The sequence below is a fragment of the Dellaglioa sp. CoH-56-MRSF-10 genome, from assembly GCF_056782175.1.
Window position 1 is genome coordinate 88,554 of record NZ_JBXAYF010000004.1, and the last position, 24,676, is coordinate 113,229.

General features: G+C 33.7%; 21 protein-coding genes and 1 other annotated feature. Of the genes, 4 read left to right on the forward strand and 17 right to left on the reverse strand.

Annotated elements, in window-relative coordinates; genetic code table 11:
- Positions 1–12 precede the first annotated feature (12 nt).
- From mreD to ezrA, 10 genes are all read right to left on the reverse strand, one after another.
- Positions 13–534 (reverse strand): rod shape-determining protein MreD, encoded by a 522-nt coding sequence (gene mreD, locus AC1RP4_RS05580; RefSeq protein ID WP_409022351.1) that lies wholly within the window; start codon positions 532–534, stop codon positions 13–15.
- A 13-nt stretch (positions 535–547) separates the two neighbouring features.
- On the reverse strand, positions 548–1,399 hold the full coding sequence (mreC, locus tag AC1RP4_RS05585) for a rod shape-determining protein MreC (RefSeq protein ID WP_481761671.1): 852 nt from the start codon (positions 1,397–1,399) through the stop codon (positions 548–550).
- 101 nt (positions 1,400–1,500) lie between these two features.
- Positions 1,501–2,505 carry a rod shape-determining protein gene (locus tag AC1RP4_RS05590; RefSeq protein ID WP_409022785.1) on the reverse strand — a complete coding sequence of 335 codons (1,005 nt, stop codon included), beginning with the start codon at positions 2,503–2,505 and terminating at the stop codon, positions 1,501–1,503.
- A 207-nt stretch (positions 2,506–2,712) separates the two neighbouring features.
- Positions 2,713–3,393, reverse strand: coding sequence for a RadC family protein (gene radC, locus AC1RP4_RS05595; RefSeq protein WP_481761670.1), 681 nt, complete (start codon positions 3,391–3,393; stop codon positions 2,713–2,715).
- 49 nt (positions 3,394–3,442) lie between these two features.
- A complete protein-coding gene (locus AC1RP4_RS05600) occupies positions 3,443–4,756 on the reverse strand; it encodes a bifunctional folylpolyglutamate synthase/dihydrofolate synthase (protein WP_481761669.1) in 1,314 nt (437 codons plus the stop codon).
- 75 nt (positions 4,757–4,831) lie between these two features.
- A complete protein-coding gene (locus tag AC1RP4_RS05605; protein ID WP_481761668.1) occupies positions 4,832–7,477 on the reverse strand; it encodes a valine--tRNA ligase in 2,646 nt (881 codons plus the stop codon).
- Positions 7,478–7,546: 69 nt separating this feature from the next.
- Positions 7,547–7,747, reverse strand: a binding site (T-box leader).
- Positions 7,748–7,784: 37 nt separating this feature from the next.
- On the reverse strand, positions 7,785–8,273 hold the full coding sequence (tpx, locus tag AC1RP4_RS05610) for a thiol peroxidase (protein WP_481761667.1): 489 nt from the start codon (positions 8,271–8,273) through the stop codon (positions 7,785–7,787).
- A 115-nt stretch (positions 8,274–8,388) separates the two neighbouring features.
- Positions 8,389–9,606 (reverse strand): tRNA uracil 4-sulfurtransferase ThiI, encoded by a 1,218-nt coding sequence (thiI, locus tag AC1RP4_RS05615; protein ID WP_409022345.1) that lies wholly within the window; start codon positions 9,604–9,606, stop codon positions 8,389–8,391.
- Between the two features lie 15 nt (positions 9,607–9,621).
- A complete protein-coding gene (locus tag AC1RP4_RS05620; protein WP_481761666.1) occupies positions 9,622–10,773 on the reverse strand; it encodes a cysteine desulfurase family protein in 1,152 nt (383 codons plus the stop codon).
- Positions 10,774–10,922: 149 nt separating this feature from the next.
- Positions 10,923–12,644 (reverse strand): septation ring formation regulator EzrA, encoded by a 1,722-nt coding sequence (ezrA, locus tag AC1RP4_RS05625; protein WP_481761665.1) that lies wholly within the window; start codon positions 12,642–12,644, stop codon positions 10,923–10,925.
- Between the two features lie 391 nt (positions 12,645–13,035).
- On the opposite strand from ezrA, the gene rpsD reads away from it, so the two are divergent.
- Positions 13,036–13,644, forward strand: coding sequence for a 30S ribosomal protein S4 (gene rpsD / locus AC1RP4_RS05630; protein ID WP_409022342.1), 609 nt, complete (start codon positions 13,036–13,038; stop codon positions 13,642–13,644).
- 25 nt (positions 13,645–13,669) lie between these two features.
- On the opposite strand, the gene AC1RP4_RS05635 is transcribed toward rpsD, so the two are convergent.
- The gene (locus AC1RP4_RS05635; RefSeq protein WP_481761664.1) at positions 13,670–14,287 is read right to left on the reverse strand and encodes a DUF1054 family protein; all 618 of its coding nucleotides are present in this window, start codon (positions 14,285–14,287) and stop codon (positions 13,670–13,672) included.
- A 68-nt stretch (positions 14,288–14,355) separates the two neighbouring features.
- Here AC1RP4_RS05635 and AC1RP4_RS05640 point away from each other — a divergent pair, with 68 nt between their 5' ends.
- Positions 14,356–14,802 carry a YueI family protein gene (locus AC1RP4_RS05640; protein WP_481761663.1) on the forward strand — a complete coding sequence of 149 codons (447 nt, stop codon included), beginning with the start codon at positions 14,356–14,358 and terminating at the stop codon, positions 14,800–14,802.
- 48 nt (positions 14,803–14,850) lie between these two features.
- On the opposite strand, the gene gshAB is transcribed toward AC1RP4_RS05640, so the two are convergent.
- A complete protein-coding gene (gshAB, locus tag AC1RP4_RS05645) occupies positions 14,851–17,109 on the reverse strand; it encodes a bifunctional glutamate--cysteine ligase GshA/glutathione synthetase GshB (RefSeq protein ID WP_481761662.1) in 2,259 nt (752 codons plus the stop codon).
- A 139-nt stretch (positions 17,110–17,248) separates the two neighbouring features.
- Between gshAB and AC1RP4_RS05650 the strand changes: the two genes are divergently transcribed.
- Both AC1RP4_RS05650 and AC1RP4_RS05655 read left to right on the forward strand, forming a co-directional pair.
- Entirely contained in the window at positions 17,249–18,520 is a 1,272-nt protein-coding gene (locus AC1RP4_RS05650; RefSeq protein ID WP_481761661.1) for a replication-associated recombination protein A, read from the forward strand.
- A 692-nt stretch (positions 18,521–19,212) separates the two neighbouring features.
- Positions 19,213–19,698 carry a universal stress protein gene (locus tag AC1RP4_RS05655; protein WP_409022337.1) on the forward strand — a complete coding sequence of 162 codons (486 nt, stop codon included), beginning with the start codon at positions 19,213–19,215 and terminating at the stop codon, positions 19,696–19,698.
- Between the two features lie 34 nt (positions 19,699–19,732).
- On the opposite strand, the gene AC1RP4_RS05660 is transcribed toward AC1RP4_RS05655, so the two are convergent.
- From AC1RP4_RS05660 to AC1RP4_RS05680, 5 genes are all read right to left on the reverse strand, one after another.
- Entirely contained in the window at positions 19,733–20,290 is a 558-nt protein-coding gene (locus AC1RP4_RS05660; RefSeq protein ID WP_481761660.1) for a DNA-3-methyladenine glycosylase I, read from the reverse strand.
- Positions 20,291–20,362: 72 nt separating this feature from the next.
- Complete coding sequence (locus AC1RP4_RS05665; RefSeq protein WP_409022784.1) at positions 20,363–21,469, reverse strand: D-alanine--D-alanine ligase family protein; 1,107 nt, start codon at positions 21,467–21,469, stop codon at positions 20,363–20,365.
- Between the two features lie 102 nt (positions 21,470–21,571).
- The gene (locus AC1RP4_RS05670; protein ID WP_481761659.1) at positions 21,572–22,882 is read right to left on the reverse strand and encodes an NCS2 family permease; all 1,311 of its coding nucleotides are present in this window, start codon (positions 22,880–22,882) and stop codon (positions 21,572–21,574) included.
- Positions 22,883–23,017: 135 nt separating this feature from the next.
- Positions 23,018–23,572, reverse strand: coding sequence for a 5-formyltetrahydrofolate cyclo-ligase (locus AC1RP4_RS05675; protein ID WP_481761658.1), 555 nt, complete (start codon positions 23,570–23,572; stop codon positions 23,018–23,020).
- Between the two features lie 4 nt (positions 23,573–23,576).
- On the reverse strand, positions 23,577–24,617 hold the full coding sequence (locus AC1RP4_RS05680) for a zinc-binding alcohol dehydrogenase family protein (protein ID WP_481761657.1): 1,041 nt from the start codon (positions 24,615–24,617) through the stop codon (positions 23,577–23,579).
- Positions 24,618–24,676 lie beyond the last annotated feature (59 nt).

Sequence of the window (24,676 nt, forward strand, 5' to 3'; positions counted from 1 at the left end):
CACCCCTGAATTTTAATTATATCGGTTACTTAAATTCATTAATTTTGATATTGGATAGTACAAAATAATAAATACCACCAGATTAAAAGCTAAAGTTGGTCCAAACGAAGTACTAACGAATGTTGTTACAGATTCATTAGCAAATCCAATCATCTCATTGACTGCATAATACGAAACTTCTAAAACTGCCAAATCAATAAAATAAATGAGTAATATCACAATAAAAGATGGTTCGAAATATTGATATGCTATTTTAGTTAAATAAACAATTAATGGTAACAAAATCATATAAATACCCAAAATACCGGCATAATAACTATCAAATGCTAGACCAACACCAAACGCCCATAATTCAAGATGCTTATTATCTGAGTAAAAGATACCCATTATCAACCATAACAACAACAGGTGACTAACCATGATAGTCGTTTGTGATTGTAACTGTTCCATAAAAACAAATTGTATTGTACCATCCAAAAAAAAGGAAATAATAAGTCCTAACGGAAAAATATACTGTCTATTTTTATTTCTCATCTAATCTCACCTTCTAATCCAACGTCTGAGCAACTGTTACAACCGTTAGGTCACTCAAATCAACTGCAGGTTTGATATAAATTTTAGAAGCAAGTCCATAATCACCTTGCTCAACTTTAGACACAACACCAACATTTAAACCCTTTGGTGTTGTGCCTCCAAGACCAGATGTGACAACAGAATCACCTTTTTTCAAGGCTTTCTTAGAAGTAATTTGACCCATAATTAATAAATTATCTGTTTTATCATAGTCAGTAATTAAACCATTAATAATATCATCGTTTGAATTATTTACTTGAACTGCAAATCTATTAGCAGAATCATTAGTAGTCGATATTAATTCAACTTTACTATTTGTTTTATTAACTTCTATAACACGACCAATCAATCCAGAACCAGCCATCACTGGTGCGTTCTTTTTAACACCAGACGCACTACCTTTACTTATCACAAGTTGATTTAGCCAACCAGAAGGTAATCGCGTTAAAACAGATGCATTAATTGAAGTATAATCAGTCAATGTACTGTCCAATTTTAATTCCTTTTTCAGCTGTTTATTCTCATTTTTAACAGTGTCTGATTCCACTTGAACTTGTGCTAATTTATCAACTTGTTTTTTTAATTTTTGATTTTCTTGATATGTATTTAAAAGATCAGAAATACCAATAACTGAACTTTTTAAGCCATTTGCAGGATAACTAACTGCTCTATCAAATAGACCAACAACATCATTACCAAATTCTTGAATGAGCGGTGGTGTTGATTTTTTATTTCTAACGGAAACTGAAAATGAAATTAAACTAAAACTCACAATAATGGCTATTAAAATGATGATTAGTCTTCTATTTGAAAAAAATTTCTGCATGTTCGCTATCCTCCACTTACCTTATAATTAACTAAAAAATTAAGAGGCTGGATAAATAAACCACCAACCTCTTCATTTTTAGCTTATGTGATTTTTAAAATCTATCTTTTCTTCATGACGTCGATACTTTTTAATGATTCACCTGTACCAATTGCAACACAGTCGAGTGGTTCATTAGCAATAAAAACAGGCACTTTTGTAACTTCAGAAATAACTTCTGATAGGTTTTTTAATAATGCACCACCACCTGTTAATACAATACCATGGTCAATCACATCAGCAGCAATTTCTGGAGAAGTTTCTTCCAATGTTTCCTTAATAGCAGTAATGATTTCAGCAATAGATTCTTGAATAGCAACTGCAATATCAGTTGCTTTTACAGTAACTGTTTTAGGAAGACCCGTAATCAAATCACGTCCTCTGATAGTTGTATCTTCAATTGATGCAGCATCTTTAACTGATGCAGATGCAACGTCCATTTTTAATTGTTCAGCTGTTCTTTCACCAATCAATAAATTAAAGTTTTGACGAATATATGACACAATTGATTCATCCAATTTATCGCCAGCCATTCTGATAGAACGGCTTGAAACAATACCACCTAATGAAATTGTAGCAACATCTGTTGTTCCACCACCGATATCAACAACCATATTACCCGTTGGATCCATCACTGGTAATCCAGCGCCGACTGCTGCAGCAAATGGTTCTTCAATAACGTAGGCGTCACGCGCACCGGCAACACGAGTTGCATCAATAACGGCACGTTTTTCAACTTCTGTAACGCCACTAGGAACACATACCATTACATAAGGTTTACCTGCAGATTTACCTAAAGCTTTTTGAATGTAATATTTCATCATAGCAACTGTTGTGTCATAATCAGCAATTACACCGTCTTTCATTGGGCGAATAGCCACAATGCTACTTGGTGTACGACCGATCATTGCACGAGCATCTTCTCCAACAGAAACAATTTCATCAGTTTTAACATTTTTAGCGACGACTGAAGGTTCACGTAAAACAATACCTTTTCCCTCAACATACACGATTGTATTAGCTGTTCCTAAATCAATTCCTATATTCTTTGTTCCAAATCCAAACACAGTCTTTCTTCCCTTCATCGTCAGCCTTCTAGGCGCTTTTATTCGTAGTATTTACATTATATCATAATCAAAAGTGAGATTTCATTCAATATTTACTAATTTTTATTAAGTTTATCTTAAATTATTATAAGGTAATTAATTTTGAATCCATAATCTTATTAAGTTTATCATATCTAATTTCATAGAACAAGAGAGCACCCTTGATAATCAAAGGACGCCCTCTTCTTTCATACTAAGATATTTAGTATTACCCGAAATAATATGATCTAACAGCTCAATTCCCATAAGAATACCACATTTTTCAACTCTTTTAGAGAAAATAATATCATTCTTAGATGGTGTCACATGCCCACTCGGATGATTATGGACCAATATAATTTTAGCTGCACCATATTTTAATGCAACTGCAAAAATATCTCTTGGATGGACCGTTGCTGAATTCAAAGTTCCAATGAACAATGTCTCTTGTTTTACAATTTGATTTTTTGTATCCAAGAATAATCCAATTAAAAACTCTTGGTTTAATCCACCTAACTCAGCAACCATTCTAACCCCAGCATCATGACTTGAACAGATTTGTCCACAAATAAAATGAGGTTCACTGTTGATTCGTGTTCCCAGTGTAACAATAGCTTGTAATTGTAATGCTGTAGACTGATTATTCCCATCCATCAATAACTGATAATCTTTTAAACAACATTTTTTTAGTTGGCTTAAAGATTGGTAACGTGAAGAAAAATTATTAACACACTTTCCAACATCATTAGGGTTCGTTAATAATAAACTAAAAACAACCGTCAAAAGCTCTTTATCTGATAAATTATCACATTGATACTTTTGGATTTGTTCCAGTAGATATTCATTTGAGCAACTAGAAATAAGTGACATGGTGATTCCTCCTATTTTTTATTAAATACGAGAAATTCACTTATTTAAATTATTCTGATACAAAATAACTACGAACCTCCGAAATAAAGTACAACGATCCTGTCACAAGTAATAAATCATCAGAAGACATTTCGCCAACACTTTGAACTAATGCCTCTTTCCAACTTTCTTGAATGGAGACATTATCAAACTTATTAACGTTGAAATCATCTATTTTGCTTACTAGACGTGGCCCTGAAAATTGAGTTAGTATAACTCGTACATGAGGAACTGCAGCTAATTTTTCCAGCATTTGTTTGCCTTGCTTATCCGCTAGTACTGCAAAAATAATTGTGATTTCTTTATCTTGAAAATGCGTTTTAAGCAACTGCGTAATCCGATCCACTGCTGCGCTATTGTGCGCACCGTCTAAAATAACTAACGGTTCATCATTTACTTTTTCAAAACGTCCTGGCCATCGTGTCTCTGAAATACCTTGCCTAATTGATTTAGGACTAATGGCCCATCCCTGAATTTCAGCAACCTTCTCAAAAGTAGCAATTGCTGTTGCTGCATTTTCATCTTGAAATTCACCTAATAATGGCACAGAAAGTTGTTTAATATTCAATTTATTCGACGTATACGTTAAAATTTCTTCCCATGATGATTTTGTTCCCTCAGATTTAGCATTAAAATCCACTCCTAATCGAAAAATAGGACTATTTTTTAATTTAGCCTCATTATTAATCACGCTAAAGACTTCATCAGTTACTCTACCAACGATAATAGGCCGATTACGTTTAATGATACCTGCTTTTTGTTGCGCTATCTTTTCAATTGTATTACCTAATATTTTCATATGATCTAGACCAATTGTTGTAATAACTGAAATAATTGGATCAATAATATTAGTTGAATCATACTTCCCGCCTAAGCCCGTTTCAACAACTACAATATCTACAGGATTTATGCTGCCAAAGTATACAAACATCATTGCAGTAATAATTTCGAATTCAGTTGGTCCCCCCTCAAAATCGGCTAGTTCAATATCCATTCGATCAACAACTGGTTTCACGACATTTACTAAATGTAAAAGGGCGGTATCATCAATCATCTGTCCATTTAAGGAAATACGTTCATTAAATTTAACAATGAATGGTGAAGTATAAGTTCCTACATTCAACCCTTGTGCAATTAATAATTCACGTAAAAATGCAACTGTTGAGCCCTTTCCATTCGTTCCAGCAACATGAATCATCGCGATATTACCTTGTGGGTTATCTAAGCGTTCCATAAATGCTCGCATTCTATTCAAAGATGGACTTTTTTTAAATTTTGTTCGCCCATGAATAAAATTGAGTGCCTCTTCGTAAGTTGTGATCAATTTTCCGTCCCGCTTTCTAAAAAAAATAGACTTATCTCAGGTATATTGTACCCGAAATAAGTCTATTTTGTTAGATTAAACTTCTGCTTTTAAATCAGAAATTCTTTCCTTAGTTGCTGTTAATTTAATTTGGTAATCTGCTAATTTTTCTTTTTCTTTTGTAACTACTGCCTCAGGTGCACTAGCAACAAACTTTTCATTGCCTAATTTTTTAGTTCCACGCACAACTTCAACATCAAGTTTTTTAACTTCTTTTTCCAAACGAACAATTTCGTCATTCAAATCAATTAGTTCAGCAAGTGGCATATAAATCTCTGCTCCCGTAATTACAGACGTCATTGCTAGCTTAGGAGCAACAACATTTGAACTGATTTGAAGTTCCTTAGGATGACAGAATCGTTGAATAAATTCTTGATTGTCTTCAAAAATAATCTTTGTTTTTTCATCAGTTGTTTTAATCAATAAATCAACTGCACTGGACATAGGTGCATTTACTTCTGCACGATTATTTCTAACAGCACGAATTAATTCAATTAAATTGTTCATATCAATAACTGATTGTTCATCTTCAAATTCTGGATGAACCACTGGGTAATCTGCAACAACAATTGATTCCCCTTCATGAGGCATTGTTAACCAAAGTTCTTCAGTTACAAATGGAATAATTGGATGAAGCAATTTCAATGTTTGATCTAAAACATAAGCCAAAATTTGTTGTGTATTTTGCTTAACTGTCAGATCTTCACCATTAAGATTTTCTTTACTCATTTCAATATACCAATCACAGAAGTCATTCCAGATGAAATTGTATAGAGCACGACCAGCTTCACCAAATTCAAAGACATCAAATAAGCGTGTAACTTCAGAAACAGTTGTATTTAATCGGCTTAATATCCATTTGTCAGCAAGCTGCCATTCTGATTTAGCTGGTAATTCAATTTTATCCACACCATCTAAATTCATAATAACAAATCGACTAGCATTCCAAATTTTATTAATAAAGTTCCAAGAAGCATCCATTTTAGTGTAACTAAAACGAACATCTTGTCCTGGTGCAGATCCATTAGATAGGAACCAACGAAGTGCATCTGCTCCATACTTTTGAATAACGTCCATTGGATCAATCCCATTACCAAGTGATTTACTCATTTTACGGCCATTCTCATCACGAATTAATCCATGAATCAAAACGTGTTCAAATGGACGTTCATCTGTAAATTCTAAGCTTTGGAAAATCATTCGTGATACCCAGAAGAAGATAATATCATATCCTGTGACAAGCGTATTAGTTGGGAAATAACGTTTAAAATCAGGTGCATCAGTATTTGGCCAACCCATTGTTGAAAATGGCCATAAAGCACTTGAAAACCACGTATCTAAGACATCATTATCTTGTTCCCAATTTTCGATATCAGTTGGTGCAACCTCACCAACGTACATTTCGCCAGTTTCTTTATGATACCAAGCTGGGATTTGATGTCCCCACCATAATTGACGTGAAATAACCCAATCATGAACATTTTCCATCCACTGTGTAAATGTATTTTCAAATCGTTCTGGGACGAATCCAACTTTGTCATCCCCTTGTTGGAATTTCAAAGCTTCTTCTGCGAGTGGTTTCATTTTAACAAACCATTGTGTTGATAAACGGGCCTCAACTTGAACGCCAGTTCTTTCAGAATGACCAACACTATGTGTAATTGGATCAATCTTAATCATTAAGTCCTCAGCTTCAAGATCTTTAACAATTGCTTTACGTGCTTCAAAACGGTCCATGCCAACATATTTACCAGCATTTTCGTTCATTGTTGCATCTTCATTCATTGTATTAATACGAGGTAAGTCATGGCGATTACCTACTTCAAAGTCATTAGGATCATGAGCAGGTGTTATTTTAACCATCCCTGTCCCAAATGCCATATCAACATAATGATCTGTAATAATAGGAATTTCTTTGTTAACAAGTGGTAGAATGACTTTTTTACCAACAATATCTTTGTAACGATCATCATCAGGGTGAACAGCAACAGCGACATCGCCCATCATCGTTTCTGGACGTGTTGTCGCTATTTCAATAAATCCAGAACCATCAGCGAATGGATATTTAACATGATAAAAAGCACCTTCATCATCTTGATGAATGACTTCAATATCTGATAAAGCGGTTCTTGCTTTAGGATCCCAATTAATAATGTATTCGCCACGATAGATTAATCCTTTATTATATAAATTAACAAAGACTTTTTTTACGGCATCTGACAAGCCGTCATCTAATGTGAAACGTTCACGACTATAATCGAGTGATAATCCCATTTTAGCCCATTGCTTATGAATAACATCAGCGTATTCATCTTTCCAATCCCAAACTTGTTGTACAAATTTCTCACGGCCTAAATCATAACGCGTCACACCTTGTTCAGCTAGTTTAGCTTCAACCTTTGCTTGTGTTGCAATTCCAGCATGGTCCATTCCTGGTAACCAAAGCGTATCAAAGCCTTGCATTCTTTTTTGTCTAATTAAAATATCTTGTAATGTTGTATCCCAAGCATGGCCTAAATGTAATTTACCAGTAACATTAGGCGGTGGAATAACGATTGAATAAGGTTTTGCTTCTGGATTAGCATTAGGTTTAAATAAATCTTTTTTCAACCATTCTTCATAACGGCCAGGTTCAACCTGACTTGGATCATATTTTGTTGATAATTCAACTTCTTTTGTCATGAGTTCTCCTTTTCATCTATCAATTTTATTTTAGGCATAAAAAAACACCGTCATCAAAAAACATTTCTGTTTTAGGACGACAGTGCCGTGGTACCACCTAAATTGGGTTTTAACCCCTCTTAATTACTTTTTAACGAACAATAATGTCCGGTTATTCCTACTTAATTTCAGAATAACGACTCCTGAGCTACCACCATAATGTCTAATTAAAATGTTTCAGCCTAGCATTTTATCTCTGAAATGACTGGTGTTCTCATTCTTTGTCTGTAGTCACATTTTAGCGTTTATTCTGAAAATCGTCAATATTTTATTTTTTTAATTCTTCAAGTAGTTTAGCGTAGTCTGGCTCATTTGAGATTTCCGTAACCAGTTCTTCATAAATAACATGTCCAGTTTCATCTAAAATGAAAACCATTCGAGCCATATGACCAAATTCCGGAACATCTAATCCAGTAACTTTCGCAAAATTCCCCTTATCTGCATGAAGCAATTGTAAATTGTTTACACCCTCAGCGGCACACCAATTTTTTTGATCTTCTTTTGAATCATCAGATACGGTAATAAATTCGATATCTCTAAAATTATCTGCTTCCATATTAAAACGTTTTGTTTCTATACTGCAAACACTTGTCGTAATACTTGGAACAACACTTAATACTAATTTTTTACCTGTACTTTTAGGTAATGTTACAACTTGATCATTTTCATCGTACGCATTAACTGTAGGAAAAACTTCCCCTACTTTTGGTGCTTCCCCAACTGTATCCATTTCACTACCATGACGAGTTACTTTCATAATTGACCACCCTTTCTTTATTTATCTCTATCTTACTCAATTACTGTTTAAGAAGCGACTTATTTGATTGGACAAAAAAAGATTAGACCGATTTGTCTAATCTTTTAAAGTGCTACTATAGTAATTCTGCGAATAATTCACTATTTTCATTTAAATATTCTTCGCCAACACGAATCTTGCTAACCTTGACACCTGCCAATGCACGTTCCATTAAGCCATCGATATCCAAACGAGCTTCAAATTCCCTTGAACGGTCTAAACGAGGCTTTGTTTTAGGTGCTGGTGGGGCAAAAATTGTACAACAATCTTCAAATGGTTTAATTGAAAGTTCAAATGTATCAATTTTTTTAGCAACATCAATAATTTCATTTTTATCCATTGAAACGACTGGTCGAATAATTGGCATTGTTGTAACGTCATTAATTGCAACCATGCTTTCAAGTGTTTGAGAAGCAACTTGGCCTAATGATTCTCCATTAAAGATTGCTAATCCACCACGTAATTCGGCAATTTTTTCAGTTAAACGTAACATGAAACGACGTGTTATGGTCATTAAATATGGTTCTGGTACATCATGTTTAATTTGCTCTTGAATCTCAGTAAAAGGAACTTCAATAAATTGAATCGTTCCAACATAAGGTGTCAATTTAACTGTTAGTTCTTTAGCCTTAGCTAAAGCTTGTTCACTTGTATATGGTGGACTGAAGAAATGAACCATCTCCATTGAAACACCACGTTTCATACCAAGGTACCCTGCAACAGGCGAATCAATTCCACCTGATAACATTAACATCCCTTTACCAGCAGTACCAACGGGTAAACCACCAGCACCCTGACGCGTTTCAGAAGATAAGAAAATCCCATTTGAACGAACTTCAACACGTAAAATAATATCAGGCTGTTTCATTTTAACAGTAATGCCAGGCACGTGATCTAAAATCCAGCCACCTAGTTCGTCATTCAACTCATTAGTATCTAATTCAAAATCATGATCAGAACGACGTGTGTTAACTTTAAATGTTGTCCCTTCAACAAATTGCTCACTAATCATTGCTACAGCTGTTTCTTTAACTAAATCCATATCTTGTTCAACGCGAATTGCAGGTGAAAAATTTTGAATCCCAAAAACCTGTGATAAACGTTGCATAACTAATTCGCTGTCGTCACCGTTTAAATTAATGTGCATCCGATCACGATTTGCTTTAACAACTAAATCATCAAAACCATGTAAACTATTTCGAACGTTTGTTCCTAGGCGATCAATAAAGTTCCTCTTATTTTTTCCTTTTGTTGATAGTTCGCCATAACGAACCATTATCTCTGTATATTGCATGTCGACATCCTCTCATTATTTAGAATTAATTTTTTCAAATTTATGATACAAAATATCAAAAATACGATTAAATTCTTTTGCTTCTTCTAGCGTATTATTTCCATCAAAACTGATTCGAACGGCTGATTTAGCAAGCGGTTCTGGCACATTCATTGCTAATAATGTGCCAGATGCTTGATTTTTCTTTGATGAACAAGCACTTGTAGTTGAAATATATATTCCTTCACTTTCAAATGCATGAACAATTGATTCGCCACGAACACCCTCAATTGCAAAACACAATATATGTGGCGCAAAATTTGATTGTAATTTTGAAAAAGTTGTAATCTTATCAAACTTACTAATATGGTTGAAAACTAATTCTTTAACAGCTTTTTGTTTCATCACCATCTTAGTTTCATCTGTTAATAATAATCGCAATGCTCTTGCCATGCTAGCAATTGCAGGTACATTTTCAGTTCCGCTACGTAAGTTATGTTCTTGTCCACCACCTGTAAGAAGTGGTTCAATGTGACGACCTCTTTTACTGTAAATAAACCCTACTCCACGTGGCGCATGAAATTTATGCCCAGAGAACGTTACAAAATCTACTCTGTCACTCATAAAAGCTTCTTGCACACCTTTACCAATGGCTTGAACAGCATCCACATGAAAATGAACTGTTGGATAATCTTTTAGTACGTCCCCAATTTCAACTAAAGGCTGAATGGTTCCAATTTCATTATTAACTGCCATAACTGAAACTAAAATAGTATCAGATCTCAAAGCAGCCTTTAAATCATCAATACTAATTCGCCCCTCATCATCAACTGGCAAATAGGTAACCTCAAAACCAAGCTGTTCCAGCTGAGCCATTGTATTCATAACAGCAGGATGCTCAACGGTTGTCGTAATTAAGTGCTTACCATGGTTCATTTTTGCCATAGCCGTTCCTTTAATTACCCAATTGTCACCTTCAGTTCCACTTCCAGTAAATAATATTTCATCTTCAAATACATTTAATAAGCTTGCGATCTGTTGGCGTGACTGCTCTAATAAATTATGAGCTATCTCACCTAAGTTATTTAGGCTAGATGGATTACCCCATACTTGGTCACTAACTTTATTATATGTATCTAAAACTTCGGGCGTTATTTTTGTTGTTGCGCTATTATCAAAATAAATCATTAGTTACCTTCTTTTCTGAAAAATACTTTTCTCATTATAATATACTTCGTACCAGATTGACACTTTTTATTCATCCCTGGTGTTTCTTTATAGAATATAAAAGTGGCGACTGAACAAATTAATGCCCTAGTCCCCACTTAATATAGTTACTATTCAATTTCAAAGCTGTCTTCCATATTATCATAATATTGTTTCTCTATTTTTTTATATGAACCAGGCTCTACTTTATCTAATGCAGTCGCAATTGTTTCCAAACTAGCTGCATAATTAAAATCATTATTAAATAATTGCTTTGCCTTTTCAAATGCAATTGCAATCTCTTCATTCGAATTTCTAAATCTATTCGCATATTGTAGTAAACTCTCAGATAACGATGCACTATCAATAAGATCGTGTGTCTTATCTTCTAAACTTTCAAGATCTGCTTCAATATCGATAATTTGTTTTGCAATTTTTTCAATGTTAATTCTTAATTTACCAATTGCTACTTCAACTTCTTCAATTTCATCACTAACAACATAGAAAAAATCTAAGTAATCATTAGGTAGTCCTGGAAGATTAACCTGTTCAACTTGTCTTTTAATTTGATGTAATTCAATATCAAATCTTTGAATTGTTGCGCTGGCCTTTTTTTCATTGCTACGTAAATCCTGAATACTAGCATCAATTTTTTGTTGTTCAGATTCAATTTTTTCTAACAACTTAGAGTTTTGTTCAACTCGCTCAGCCATCTCGCTATAAATTGCTTCACCAGAATCAATAACCGCTTTATCAGTATCATGTTGTGCATCAATGTCCCTAATTTGTTGATTTAATTTTTGCGCGTCTTCTAATTCATTATGACTTAATTCATAATTTTGACCCAATCTATCTAATTCAACTAAAAGCATTTGACTTTGTTTTTCAGCATGATCAATGAATTTACGATAACTTTCTTCTTGCTTTTCTATCTTATCTTTTGCGGCCAACTCTTTTTCCATAACATCATATAAATAATCAATTTGATTAGCCATGTCATTAACTGCAACAATTGTTGACGCTACTTCTAGGTTCTCTAATTTAAGTAATGTTTCGTCAACACGTGTTTGAATTTCGTCTATTTGTTTAGGGATGTCATCCCCCACTGGAAAATTATAATTTTCATCCGTTAATTTCATGTAACCAGATTGTAATTCAGCAAGTTGATCTGGAAATTCGTTCTTCAAACTTTTATATAGTGGTGGAATCTCATCAAGAATCTTTTCTAACGAAGTTGTATCTTCTCTTAACTTACTTAAAACTTTTTCAGCCGTATCATGATCTCCAGCACTCGTTAATGTTGAAAAACGGTCAAAATCATCTTCAAGACCAGTTAGTTTATCCTCAAGTTTATCGATACTAGGTCCATACGAAAAGTTCTTTGATAATAATGTTTTACGTAAATCCTGATATTTTTTTTCAAGTGAATCAACAGCTTGATGATTACTTTCATCACTTTCTTTCAACGACGTTAATGCTTTTTCAATCCCTTTAAGTGTTTTTTCACTTGAAATTAATTTTACTTCTATTTCTGCCGCTAATTGACGGTTAGAAAGAAATTGATATTTCGAGTTTGCTTCATATGCTTCATTAATTTGTGTCGAAATTTTAGGCAATTTTGCATTTTGCACTTCTTTAAAGTCTGATTGTAATGCTGAAAATGTTTTAAGACTTTCACCTGTTAACCCCAAATCCTTCGTTAACTGAAGCTGTTGTTCAACTTCAGAATGAGCAATAACCTTTACTTGATCACGAAATGTTTCGAATTTTTTTTCATTGCGTTTCTGAAGAAAAAACGCTGTTGCATAGATAATAATGGCTACTACTATTATTCCAACAAAAATCTGTGTCATATCCTAATCCCGCCTTTAGCTTACTAAAATTTATATTTACTTTTCACATTCAAATTTTATGCTTCTAATCATTATATCATAGACCTTTAAAGCGTTCACTAGCTTTTATCTATTATTTATAGAAATTAATGTTATTAATTATATACATTCTTTTTATTATGTAAACAAACGTGAAAACAAATTGACATTAGTTTAAAAAGACAGTATGATGAGTCTTGTGTAAAATAATGCAGCGGTGGACGGTAAGCTCGTCAACAGTTTGTTGCCCAATTGTCTTGGTTCAATTAGTACCCTTTCAGCTGCAAAGGTGAACATTGCAAAACAAACTGCACGAATACTAAGTTCACAAAGGATTATTTTACTCCAAAACAAATATTGGAGGAATTTATATATGTCACGTTATACTGGCCCAAGTTGGAAAGTTTCACGTCGATTAGGTCTTTCTTTAACAGGTACTGGTAAAGAATTAGCTCGTCGTCCTTATGCACCCGGTGATCATGGTCAAAACAATCGCCGTAAATTATCAGAATATGGTTTACAATTACGAGAAAAACAAAAACTTCGTATGATGTACGGTTTATCAGAACGTCAATTTGCTAACTTATTTATTAAAGCTGGTACAATTCGCGAAGGTAAACATGGTGTTAACTTCATGATCTTACTTGAAGGTCGTTTAGACAACGTTGTTTATCGTTTAGGTTTGGCTTCTACTCGTCGCCAAGCTCGTCAATTGGTAAACCATGGTCACATTACTGTTGATGGCAACCGCGTTGATATTCCTTCATACGCAGTTGAAATCGGTCAAGTAATCTCATTACGTGAAAAATCAAAGAGTTTACAAATTGTTAAAGACGCAATGGAAGCATTAGTTGGCCGTCCACAATTCGTACAATTTGATGCTGATAAATTAGAGGGTTCATTAACTCGTTTACCAGAACGTGAAGAACTTGAAGCAGATATCGACGAATCACTTATCGTTGAATACTACAACAAATTATAATTTCAAATTAAAAAACATCTCATTCTTAATGAGATGTTTTTTTTGTCCATATTTTATAGATTTCAATTAGTGGCAGTAATGTATTTTTCAAGTCGTTTAGTTGTTTATATTCATTTAAGCTAAAAAACTCATCTTCAATAGCTAAATTCTGTCCAATCAATAGTTCTTTAGTTTGTACACTACTCCACTTTTGACTATCAGTAAGTGTTATTGTGTTTGCTAAAGTACCCGTCTCTTTATTTGTATGATCCACTGACCACACGAAAGTATCTTCTAGTTTCTGAATCATTATTATTGATTCAGAAACGCCCTCTTCATACAAGCTTTTGTCTTTAATATCTGCTAATGCAGATAACCAGATAAATAACCGATCATCCCAATAACCAATTTCAAAATGTGGCATCATTTTATAGCCACGTTTATTCTCGCTAAAAGCCATCCAAGTATCAGGCGGTGGATTTTTTGATCTTCTAGCATGTTTTGCAATGTGCAAATACATTTTAATTCCTAATTGTTCTTCTAAAAAAGGTAGTAGTTCAGCTCCCACCTTTTCGAATTTGGGATCAATAATTGTCTTTATTTTTTTTAATCGTCCGTCTAATGTTTGATCTTTAAAAATTAAAAAATCATCTTTTATAAACATTTCGCTCTCTCCTTTTGTATCAAACATGGTATGCTAAATTCATAACTTACTGAAAGGTGGTCAACTCCATGACTGAAAATAACTTAGATCCACATCTTCAATCTGGCCTTTACGGAACACCTCAACTTCATCCCGATGAACAAAGAAAGTACTTAGGGACATTTAGAGAGCGGGTCAGCCTAGCAATGACTGTTGCTGAGGTAACAGCATCTAAAAATATGGCTGGATTTGAAAAAGAACTACTTGAACATCCCGACTATCATGTTCTACTTAATGGTACAATTGATCAGAATATATTAGCCCCATACATCACCTTAACGCATAAGCATGATGTTAAATTTACATTAACATCAAATAATGATACTCCTGATGGGGTTGAAATTATGGGGCTAGTTGTCGCTTCTGAAAAAAATGCGATTAATGAATCTGTTATTGATATTAATGAAAAATATCCAATTATACAAGTTGAAACGCCAGAAAAGAAAAAATCATTTTTTGAAAATTTATTCGATTAGCATAAAAACTTAAACTAACACTTTTATATTAAGTGTAGTTTAAGTTTTTTATTTGGTTTCTAAAATCTTTACTATTTCATTAGCAATAGGCTGGTTATCTCCAAAATTAGGAAACGAATTTATCGATAAATCAGGAGCCGTTTCAATTGAAAGAACGGTTAAAGCATCCCTATGTCTATAGTCATATGCTATATACAAGTTAGGAATAACCACATCAACTGCCCCCATCGTCATTTTTAAACGTTTTGCATAACCTTCAATTAACGCTATATATGATTCGTCCATTTGATTGCTAACTTCATTTTGATTTGCACCCGAATAAAAATTACTATCATATCTAATGATTGCTTCAGACCCTCTTGAAATAACAGTTGATTCAGTAATACCTTGTGATGCTATTGTTTGATGTTCAACTTCTGACAATTTAAGCGGATACCATGGACCTTGACTAGTACGTTCTACTTGTGCATTTTTTATTGTAATTAACTGTGCCAACGTCTTTCGTCCATCGCCAACTACACTAACTGGTAATCTTTCAACAATACCCTTTACATGGCCACCTACAATCATAAATCGATAGACTGACCCAACAGTAATTTCTTCAATTAAAACTTGTGTATCAATTGATAAGATACGTTTAACGGCTTCTTTATACTCGCTTAACGTCGGAGCCACTCGAAATACATGTGTTGCTTGACTGCTCTTTATGAATCTTGGCTTAATAACTAATGCTTTGTTGACTACATCTGCATAATAGTTCATAGCTTCATCTAAAGTGTGTACATTAATACTACTAGGAACTTTAATATCAAGGTTGCCCAATATTTTTTTAGTTGTTTGCTTGTCATATGCAATTTTGTTTAAAACACTGGTATCTAAATCAGAAATTACCCCATTTTGCAGAAGATGTCCGTTCACCCGTATGACGTCCAAATCACTGTCAACAAGATCAAAATAAGACCCTCTTTTTATCAACGCTGCTAAAATAAGCTGCGTATTTTTCGAGTAACAGTTAAAGCCAATCAATGAACTTAACTGTGACTGATACTTTATCTTATTAGATTTTGCTTGTTCCATTGCAAAATCAGCCAACGATTTATTAATATCTTCATCAACTATCCTTGCACTCAGACTCAATTCAGGTCGTTCAAATTGTAATTTAAATTGAACTAATGTATCCTCTAAATTTTTATCTAGATAAAAATTATCATTAAATAAAATTAATTCGTTCAGCAGTTTTATTGCAGCATTTTTAACAATCGAGGTTGTTTTAGGGTCTTCTATTGCCACCTCATTTTTTAATTGTTTCGCTTTAAATATAATATCATCAACTTCATTTTCTGCCATATCTGGCGTCATTAGAAAGTAAGCCGCTAATAATTGAATAAACTTAATTGTGTCACCTTGAATACCAACACGAGAAAATGGATCAACATCAAATCCACGGAGTTCAATATAATTAACACCAGATGAAATTAATGTATCTTCCTTTTTAGTAGCTGATTTAAATTGTACATCTCCATAATATTCAGAAAATGATAACAATTTACCATTCTGGACCATCTTATTAAGTGACGTAACGTATGAGTTAATTGATCGATAAGAAGCTTGAACTGAACTATCAATATTGGTATAGCCAAATTCACTGTTTCTAACACTTCTAACCGGATGACAAGCATTATAATTAGTACTTTCAACAATTGGTGTTGCTCCAAACAAGTAAGTTGTAAGCCAACTCTTTTCCATAAATTTGCGTCCAATTTTTAAATAGACGTAATTATGAAATTCTATATAAGAATTAAAATAACTATGAAACTCAGAATCAAATAAAATCTGAATTACTTTTTCTGGAAAGCTAAAATTAAGATGTACAGACGTAAAAAGTTGACGTTTTTTTCCATACTTTTCTGCTAATTTATTTCGGTATATAAATCCTAATTCATCTGGATGCGCTATTCTTACTTTAGATTCATCCACTGGTAATTTAGGAATTGAACTCAATGGCCATAACTGTTCATCACTATCCAATTCTTGTGTTGCGACTTGTTGAATGGCATCTAGATAGTTAATAACATTATCAGCCCCCTCAATTGGTGGCGTGATAAATTCCATTTGTGATTCGCCAAAATCTGTTTTTATATAAGGATGTTTAAATCTATCTCCTAATGATTCAGGATGATCAGTTGAACTCAGCACTCCCGTATTCTTCACTCTTTGAGTTTCTCGCTCTAATCCTATCAACGATTTTCTAAGTAGAGGTGCGAGCTTTTCTTCCTGAATTTGTAATCCGATTGCATCTAGTTTCATATCATTGTGCCTCCTCATTTGTCTATTACATTGTACCAAATATTTGAATTAATCCTTCATATTTGCAATCCATTGTGCCAATTAAATTTATGCAATATGCTATACTATTCTTTAGTAATCAACGTGAAAGGAGCCACATATGTTACAACCACTTGCATTCAGAATGCGACCAACTAAAATTGAAGAAGTCGTTGGCCAACAACACCTTGTTGGTCCAGGTAAAATTATCAAACGAATGGTCGAAGCAAAACTGCTTTCATCTATGATTTTATACGGACCACCTGGCACTGGTAAAACGAGTATCGCCAGTGCTATTGCCGGATCAACTCAGTATGCATTTCGTAAATTAAATGCTGCAACTGATTCTAAGAAAGACCTTGAAATCGTAGCTGAAGAAGCAAAAATGAGCGGTACTGTTATTTTACTTTTAGATGAAATCCATCGATTAACGAAACCTAAACAAGACTTCTTATTACCCCACTTAGAAAGTGGCCAAATTATTTTAATCGGTGCAACAACAGAAAATCCTTACATTACCATCAATCCAGCTATTAGAAGTCGAACACAAATCTTTGAAGTTAAACCTTTAGACGAAAATGATATTGAAACTGCACTTGATCGTGCACTAGTAGATAAAAATATTGGTCTCGGAAATCTTAATATTAATTTAGAAGCTAATGCACGGTTACACTTAGCGCGAGCAACCAACGGAGATTTACGTAGTTCTTTGAATGCACTTGAACTAGCTGCTAAGTCAACCCCACCTGATAGTTCAGGTGTCATTACCTTATCACTATCAGTCATAGAAGAGTGTCTACAAAGAAAAGCATTAACCCATGATAAAGATGGCGATGCTCACTATGATGTTATTTCTGCTTTTCAAAAATCAGTAAGAGGTTCCGATGTTAACGCGGCTTTACATTACTTAGGACGTTTAATTCTTGCTGGTGATTTACCTACAATTGCAAGGCGTTTAATCACAATGGCATACGAAGATGTCGGATTAAGTAGCCCTGCAGCATGTGCTAGAACCTTAACTGCTGTACAGGCGGCAGAAAAAATTGGCTTTCCAGAGGCTAAAATACCTCTGTCTAACGCAGTAATTGATCTCTGCCTCTCACCCAAATCAGACTCGGCAAATGTTGCCATAAATAATGCAATTGCTGATATTGAAAAAGGTGGTTTTGGAGATATTCCTGCTCATTTAAAAGATTCACATTACAAAGGTGCTGCAGATTTAGGTCATGGTATTGGTTATAAATTTCCACATAACTATCCAAATGATTGGGTTGCCCAACAATATCTTCCAGATAAATTGAAAGATGCTAATTATTATGAGCCTAAAGCAAACGGGCGTTATGAACAAGGACTTAAAGAACAATATAGTAAATTACATCCATCAAAAAGATGATTTGTTGCCGCTTACATCATAATTGTTGCACCTTTTAAAAGTCTGTGCTATATTAAAGATGAAGTTCTGAAGTGTACGCGTTATCTTATTAGAATGTTGACCGAACAAATAATTATACCTAGGCGTCAACTTGATAGGCTAGCTAATTTCAAGCCTTTTCACTTGGTAGTTAGAGGCTAGTACAGTCGATGCCACCTGCTTCACTGCGGGCTCAACTCACGAAGATGATTAACGGCACTACGCGGATATTCCAAAGCTTTTGCTTTGATGGTCTGGGCAAACTATGTTTGCTCAGACTTTTTTTATTAAGAATAAAGGAGTCTTTAAATGTTAATTCGGATACTTTTAGCCGTTCTTTCACTCTTACTCTTGACTATCGGCTATTACTTATTCTCACATCGCAACAAAAATTTTATGATATTTAAACCTGAGTCAAACCAGGTGCTAAGCTCAATACTACTTGTCTTTGGGTTAATTATCTGTATTGAAAGCTTAGTTGGCTTAATTTCAGTAATCATTTTTATACCCATATTTTGTGGGATACTAGTTACTCTAGCCTGCCTTACGGTTGGTGCTTTAACAATTATTTTATCTTTTTTTATGCATTAATCTAACTTTGTAACCGTTTTTACTTCTATTTTCATTCGTTTTGTCGTAAAATAGAGGTATATAAAAGAAAGAGGTGGCCGACCATGTTACAACAATATAAAAATATTTTAGTTCCTGTAGATGGTTCTGATGAAGCAAAATTAGCATTCGAAAAAGCAGTACAAGTAGCTTTAAGAAATGGCGAAGATTCTACACTTCATCTTTTGCATGTTATTGACACTAGAGCATTCCAAAATATCTCAAGTTTTGATACGTCAATGGTTGAACAAGTTAGTGATACAGCAAAAGAGACATTGAATAAGTATATTGCACAAGCAAAAGCAGCTGGTCTTAAGAATGTTGACTACTCAATTGAGTATGGTTCTCCAAAAGTAGTTATTGCTAAAAATGTTCCTATTAATTTAGATATTGATTTAATTGTGATCGGCGCTACTGGATTGAATGCAGTCGAACGATTATTAATTGGTTCAGTTACAGAATACGTAACTCGAGTTGCTGTTTCTGATGTCTTAGTTGTTCGAACAGATTTAAATAACACACCTGCTCTTAAAAATAATCTTAAAAAATAAAAAAAGAAATTAGCCATAATTGGTTAATTTCTTTTTATTTTGTCTTGAATTTACATAAAGTAATATGGTCATCTACCATACCCATACTTTGCATCAATGAATAAATAATTTTAGGACCAACAAACTTAAACCCTAATTTCTTCAATTCTTTAGATAACTTTTTTGAAATGTCGGTTTCAGCTGGAACATCCTCTGCATGTCGCCAGAGATTATTAATTGGTTTATTTGCTACAAATTCCCATAAAAATGAATCAAATGATTGCCCATCTTGGTTCATTCTTATGATCGCCTGTGCATTCGCGATAATAGCGATAATTTTTTGCTTATTTCGAATAATATCTGCATTTTCCATTAGTTCCGCAATTTTATCTTCATCAAATTGACTAACTTTGTAAATTGAAAAATTTTCAAAAGCGTGATTAAAATGATTACGTTTATTTAAAACGGTCTTCCAGCTCAACCCTGCTTGCATTAATTCTAAACTCAATAATCTGAATAGTTGTTGATCGCCATAAAGCGGCTTTCCCCATTCTTCATCATGATAATCTTGCATTAACTGATTACCCGATTGGGCCCATGGGCATCTTTCCATATTCTATTCTCTCCTTCACTCAAATAAAAAAGATTACTAGTGCTGTCTCCAGACTAATAATCTTCTTAAAATTTAGATTTCAGGTAATTCAGTAAAGTCATAATGTAATTCTTTAACAGCGGCATGTTCGTCGAATGCTAATTGGATTAATTTATCAATTAATTCTGAATAACCAATTCCTGAAACTTCCCACAATTGTGGATAAAGCGAAATGTTTGTGAATCCAGGTAACGTATTTAGTTCACCAAGATATGGAATACCATCTTTAACTAAGAAATCAATTCGTGCTAAACCACGACAACCCAATGCTTCAAAAGCACGTAATGACATGTCTTGGATTTCTTTTGTTAATTCATCTGGTAATTCAACAGGCATTTCAAATTCCACACCTGAAGCATCAACGAATTTATTATTGTAATCGTAAAATACATCAGATTTAGGTACGATAACTGCACCTAATTTTGAAGCTTTTAAATCAGTATTTCCAAGAATTGAACATTCAATTTCATCAGGATTTTCGATTGATTCTTCAACTAAAAGCTTTGTGTCATATAAAAATGCATCTTCTATACCTTCAAGGAATTCTTTTTCGTTATGTGCCTTATGAATACCAACTGATGATCCTTGGTTAGCTGGTTTAATGAAAACAACTTCTCCAAGTTCCTTACTAATGTGTGCGTAAGTCATTTCAGCACGATTGTTGGCCTTAACAACCAAATATTTAGTATTTCTGATATTATTTAACGTTAACATTTTCTTAGTTAAATCTTTATCAAATGAAATTGCTGATGAACGAACATCACTACCAATATATGGTTTATCTAAAAGTTTAAATAATCCTTGAATTGTACCATCTTCACCCATATTACCATGAATAACTGGATAAAAAAGATCAATATCTTTAACTTCAGTTAAACTCATGATATTAGCTAACGGATTTGTAAAATCAATTGTTGGTAAGACATCTTCAACAACTTTTGCTTCTGGTTCGCCATCAAAAATGCGACGTGAAGCAGCATCTCCAAGTAGTACACCTTCCTTTGTAAACATGAATAAACTAACTTCGTACTTATTTTTATCCATTGCATCGTAGATATTATGTGCTGAACGTTTTGAAACGTCATGTTCTGATGAATTACCACCAAAAAGTAATCCAATGTGTATCTTTTCGCTTGTCATCATATTCTCCATTCCTATTGTATTATTTTTGTTCGCTTTAAACTCTTAGTCTAAATAATACCATGTTTATAGTAGATCTGTCATTTACGTTTGCTATTTTATTTAAACATTTAAAATCCACATGAAAAGTAAGAACACAAAGAACAGTCCGTACATGATTGGATGAACATCTTTTCGACGACCAGCAGCAATCATTGTAATTGGATAAAAAATCATTCCCAAAGCAATCCCGTCAGAGATACTATAAGTTAATGGCATACCAATTACAATTAAAAATGCTGGAATTGCAATTTCCATTTTTGTCCATTCGATTTTTGTTAAAGATTGTGCCATCAATACACCAACAATAATTAATGCTGGAGCAGTGACCTGTGTTGTTACAACTGATAATAATGGCGAGAAAAATATCCCGACAATAAATAATAATCCAGTTGTAACAGCCGTTAAACCTGAGCGTCCACCAACGGCGATACCTGCTGAAGACTCAACATATGCACCAACTGGAGATGTTCCTAAAACAGAGCCAGCAAGCATTGCTGTTGAATCAGCAACTAAAGCTTTACCGACACGAGGCATTTTATTGTCTTTCATGAATCCGGCTTGTTGAGCTAACCCAACAAGTGTTCCAGCAGTATCAAAGAAAGTAACTAACAAGAAGGTTAAAACGACTACCCATAACTGAACCGTGTTAATATCACTAATATGTTTAACGCCTTGCATAAATGTTGGGGCCAAACTTGGGGCACCGGCAACAACTTGTGTTGGCATTTTAATTAATCCTGTGATGAATCCTAGAATAACTGTTGCAAACATCCCAATAAAAATACCACCTGGAACACGTCTAACCATTAAAATTGCAGTAACAATTAAGCCAAAGATTGTTAACCATGTTGTACCAACGGTCAATGGACCTAGGCCCACAACTGTGGATTTGTTTGCGATAATTAAGCCACCATCTTGTAAACCGATAAAAGCAATAAATAAACCAATACCACTTGAGATAGCGTATTTTAAGTTACTTGGAATAGCATTAATAATCATTTCGCGTAGTTTAAAAATAGTAATTAAAATAAAAATTAGTGATGCTACAAATACACCTGCTAAAGCTGTTTGCCATGGAATTCCCATACCTATAACAACTGAATATGAGAAAAAGGCATTAATACCCAATGCGGGAGCTGTTGCTATTGGGTATTTAGCTAAAATACCCATTAAAATACAGCCTAAAGCACTTGATAATGCAGTTGCAGTAAATACTGCCCCTTTGTCCATCCCCGAAGCACTTAAAATCGTAGGATTAACAAATAATATGTAAGCCATTGATATAAACGTTGTAAAACCAGCTAACATTTCGCGTTTAACCGTTGTATGTAACTGATCAATTTCAAAATATGATTTAATGCGATTAATCATTTTAAATCTCCTTTTCATAAATACATTTGTTCGTGTTTATCTCATTAATGAGCAATTACAATTTTACTATATTCGTATATTAATGTAAATAATATTATTAAACTGTATTTTGTTAAGGATTTATTCAAATAGAACTTATACTGTAATAATTTTATCAATTTTAATATCAAACTGATTACTTGTCCATTTCTCAGAAATTACATTTTGAACGTCCAAACAAAGTGAAATTGTTTTTGGTTGATATTTTGCAATATACCGATCATAATAACCACCGCCAAAGCCAATCCTTTGATTATTCTCTAAATTAAACCCAACTCCTGGTACAATCACTAAATCTAAATTATTCTTTTCAAGTGCAACATTATATTCAGGTTCTAATAGTCCATAATCACTTTTTATAAGCACCTGTTCAATAGATAAGTAAGGTAAAAATGCAAGTTGCTTTTCAGGCATCGTTTTTGGTATATACACCCTCTTACCTTGAGACAGTGCCGCCAATAGTAATTCGTTAGTACTAAACTCAATCGATTGACTAATTGTTAATCCGATTGAATCAGCCGATTCCCATTCTTCAGATTGTAAAACTTTATCAATAATTGCCTTCTCCTGATTCCTTTTTTCAAGGACCTTATTTTTTGCCAAATCAACCATCTTGTTAATAATCATTTTTCTAATTTCTTTTTTACTCAATAGCTTATACCTCCGCGTTAAATTCACCAGTTATTACAAACTTTCCAATCATCTTACCATTTTCAACAACTTCAGAAGCCGTTCGTAAATTATCGGCGTTAATCCCCACCAATGATTTAGTCATCGTTGATTTTAGTTTGCCTTCATCTAATAACGTGGCTAAGCGATTTAATGTTTTACCTTGAGAGCTCATATCTGCCGTGTAATATACACCTTTAGTAAAAACTGTTAGCCATTTAAACTCATTACTTTTATTTTTTAATTTACCAATTGGTAAATTATCAGATGTGCCCACAATTGAAGTAATAATACCCTGAGGTCTGATGATATCTGCTGCTAAATCAAAATAAGTTTCTGTTGAGTGCAATATTAGAATACCATCAACTTCATTAATATTTAATTTAACTAATTGTTTCTTCAAATCTTTTCGGTGATTAATGACAATATCAGCGCCCATCTTTTTAACCCAATCGCTCGTTTCTAATCTTGAAGCGGTCGTGATAACAGTCAAACCAGCCCATTTAGCAAGTTGAATAGCAATAGAGCCTACACCACCAGCTCCATTAATAATTAAAACTGATTTTCCACTATTGGCATTTTTCTCTGGAATGAAATTTAATTTTTCAAATAATGCTTCCCATGCTGTTACACCTGTTAGTGGCATAGCGGCTGCTTCACTGTCTGTTATTTTCTTGGGTGCATTTCCAACTAGTCGTTCATCAACTAGCTGATACTCAGCATTACTTCCTGAACGATTATTGACACCTAAATAAAAAACCTTATCACCACTATTAAATTGTGTTACTTCTGATCCTATTTCAGAGACGACCCCGATTGCATCGAAACCTAAAATAAGTAATTTTTCTTCAGAATCAATTAACATTCTTGATTTATAATCTATTGGATTCACTGAAATACCCGTTACCTTCACAAGAATATCATGATTTTCAGGTGTCGGTTTATCGATTTTGACATCTCGTAATGCATTTTTATCTTCTGTCGGAAATTTTCCAAATGCTGCGATGGCCTTCATTTTATTTACCATTAGCTCACTCTTCTTCCATTAATATAGATTACGCTATTCATCTTACTACAATCTAACAA